The organism is Microbacterium umsixpiens, from assembly GCF_053543675.1.
Genome location: NZ_JBLVOH010000003.1, coordinates 14,562 through 16,852 on the forward strand (window position 1 = coordinate 14,562; position 2,291 = coordinate 16,852).

The window sequence follows — 2,291 nt, forward strand, 5'->3', positions numbered from 1 at the left end:
GGCCGACCCCGGCGTCGTCGCCGTCGAGGGCTACAACGTGCGGCACATGACGCGTGAGAACCTCGCGGAGGCGACCGGCGAGAGCGACGCGCCCGACCTCATCGTCGGGGACCTGTCGTTCATCTCGCTAGAGCTCGTTCTGCCCGCAGTGGCGGTCATCGCCGAGCCGGGATCCGACGTCCTGCTGCTCGTGAAGCCGCAGTTCGAGGTCGGGCGAACCGCGGTGCGCGGCGGTCTGGTGACCGACCCCGCCACGCGTGCGGACGCCGTCGCCCGCACGGTGTGGGCCGCCTGGGATCTCGGGTTCGGGATGCTCGGCATCCTGCCCTCCCCGATCCTCGGAACGCACGGGAATGCCGAGTATCTGGTGCACCTCGCGCCGGGTCGGGGCAGCAATCCGACAGAATGGTTGGACACCATCAACCGACTGGCAGGAGGACGATGAACGAGCGCAGCATCCTGGTCGTCGCCCACGCCGGCCGAGTGGACACGGTCGACGCGGCCCGTCGGGTGATCGGGGCGCTCCGCGAGGCCGGAGCCCGGCCGGTGCTGGCCGCCGACGACCATGAGGCCCTCGTGGCCGTGGACGAGTTCTTCGCCGACACCGAGGTGCTCGGCGCATCCGTCGATCCGGCTGACCTCGAACTGGCGATCGTGCTGGGCGGCGACGGGACCATCCTTCGTGCGGCCGAGCTCGTCCGTGACAGCGGCGCACCCGTGCTGGGCATCAACATGGGCCACGTCGGCTTCCTCGCCGAGATCGACCGCGACGACATGGACAAGGCCGTCCGCCGCGTGATCGATCGTGACTACGAGGTCGAGGAACGGCTCGCGCTTTCCGTGCGGGTGAAGGATGCCGCAGGGGCGGTCGTGTACGAGACCTGGGCCCTCAACGAGGCCACGGTCGAGAAGGCGAGCCGGGAGCGGATGATCGAAGTCGTCCTCGAGATCGACGGTCGCCCGCTGTCGAGCTTCGGCTGCGACGGCATGGTCATCTCCACTCCCACCGGCTCGACCGCCTACAACTTCTCCGCCGGGGGACCGGTCATCTGGCCCAGCGTCGAGGCGATCGCCGTGGTGCCGCTGTCGGCGCACGCGCTCTTCGCCAAACCCCTGGTCGTGAGCCCTGACGCCGCAGTCGCCATCGAGATGCTCGAGCGCACCGACGGCTCCGGCATCCTGTGGTGCGACGGGCGACGCTCGCACGACCTGCCTCCCGGCGCACGCGTCGTCGTCCGGCGGTCCTCACGTCCGGTGCGCCTCGCACGGCTGCACCCCACGGCGTTCACCGACCGGCTCGTGCGCAAGTTCCAGCTGCCCGTCGAAGGATGGCGCGGTCAGGCGCCGGGGGCGCCGTCATGATCGAGGAGATGCGGATGCAGGGCCTCGGCGTGATCGCCGACGCCGTGCTGCCCCTCGGTCCGGGATTCACGGCGATCACCGGCGAGACCGGTGCCGGCAAGACTATGGTGGTCACGGGACTCGGCCTGCTGCTGGGCCAGCGCGCCGATTCCGGCGCGGTGCGCGCCGGCGCTGCGCAGGCCTCGGTCGCCGGGGTGTGGATCGTCCCCGAGGAGGGCGACGTGGCCGAGATCGTCGCGGACGCCGGGGGAGAGCTGGAGCCCGCAGGGGCAGGCAACGCCGAACTCTACGTCTCGCGCACGCTGAGCGCTGAGGGCCGCAGCCGCGCGAGCGTCGGTGGCCGCGCGGCACCGGCAGGCGTGCTCTCGGCTCTGGCCGAAGAACTCGTCGTGGTCCACGGACAGTCCGAGCAGCTGCGTCTGCGCTCCGCGGCCGCGCAGCGCGACGCGCTCGACCGCTTCGGCGGTGCGCCGATCGCGAAGGCGCTCGAGACGTACGCCGGCTCCTTCGTCCGGTGGCGAACACTCGACGCCGAGATCTCCGAGATCACCGAGAACCGCGACCGCCGTGCGGAGGAAGCAGCTCGGCTGCGCGAAGCCCTCGCCCTGATCGAGGCGACCGCGCCGGAGCCGGGGGAGGATCAGGAGCTCGCCGAACGCGCGGAGCGACTCGCGAACGCCGAAGAGCTGCGCCTCGCGGCCTCTCTCGCGCATGGCGCGCTCTCGAGCGAAGACGGCGAACCCGACGCATCGGCCCTCGTCGCCGAGGCGCGTCGCCTGCTCGAGCGCACCGCCGATGCGAAACTCACCGAGATCGGCGAAAGCATCGCCGACATCGGATACCGGATCGCCGACACCGCCGGTCTGCTCTCCGCCTATCTGGCCGACCTCGACGAGACGGGCCCCCACGAGCTCGCCGCCGTCGAAGAG

3 protein-coding genes are annotated in these 2,291 nt (G+C 71.3%); all 3 read left to right on the forward strand.

The features are described 5' to 3' along the window. The coding region (locus tag ACNPM4_RS00225) for an SAM-dependent methyltransferase (protein ID WP_448984287.1) at positions 1-445 on the forward strand (445 nt) is incomplete at its 5' end. Continuing rightward, on the forward strand, positions 442-1,362 hold the full coding sequence (locus ACNPM4_RS00230; RefSeq protein WP_448984289.1) for an NAD kinase: 921 nt from the start codon (positions 442-444) through the stop codon (positions 1,360-1,362). The genes ACNPM4_RS00225 and ACNPM4_RS00230, both read left to right, overlap by 4 nt. Continuing rightward, the coding region (locus ACNPM4_RS00235) for an AAA family ATPase (RefSeq protein WP_448984291.1) at positions 1,359-2,291 on the forward strand (933 nt) is incomplete at its 3' end. The genes ACNPM4_RS00230 and ACNPM4_RS00235, both read left to right, overlap by 4 nt.

Bases quoted from the DNA above. Each gene is read 5' to 3' on its own strand.
- ACNPM4_RS00230 (WP_448984289.1), top strand. From the start codon at position 442: ATGAACGAGCGCAGCATCCTGGTCGTCGCCCACGCCGGCCGAGTGGAC.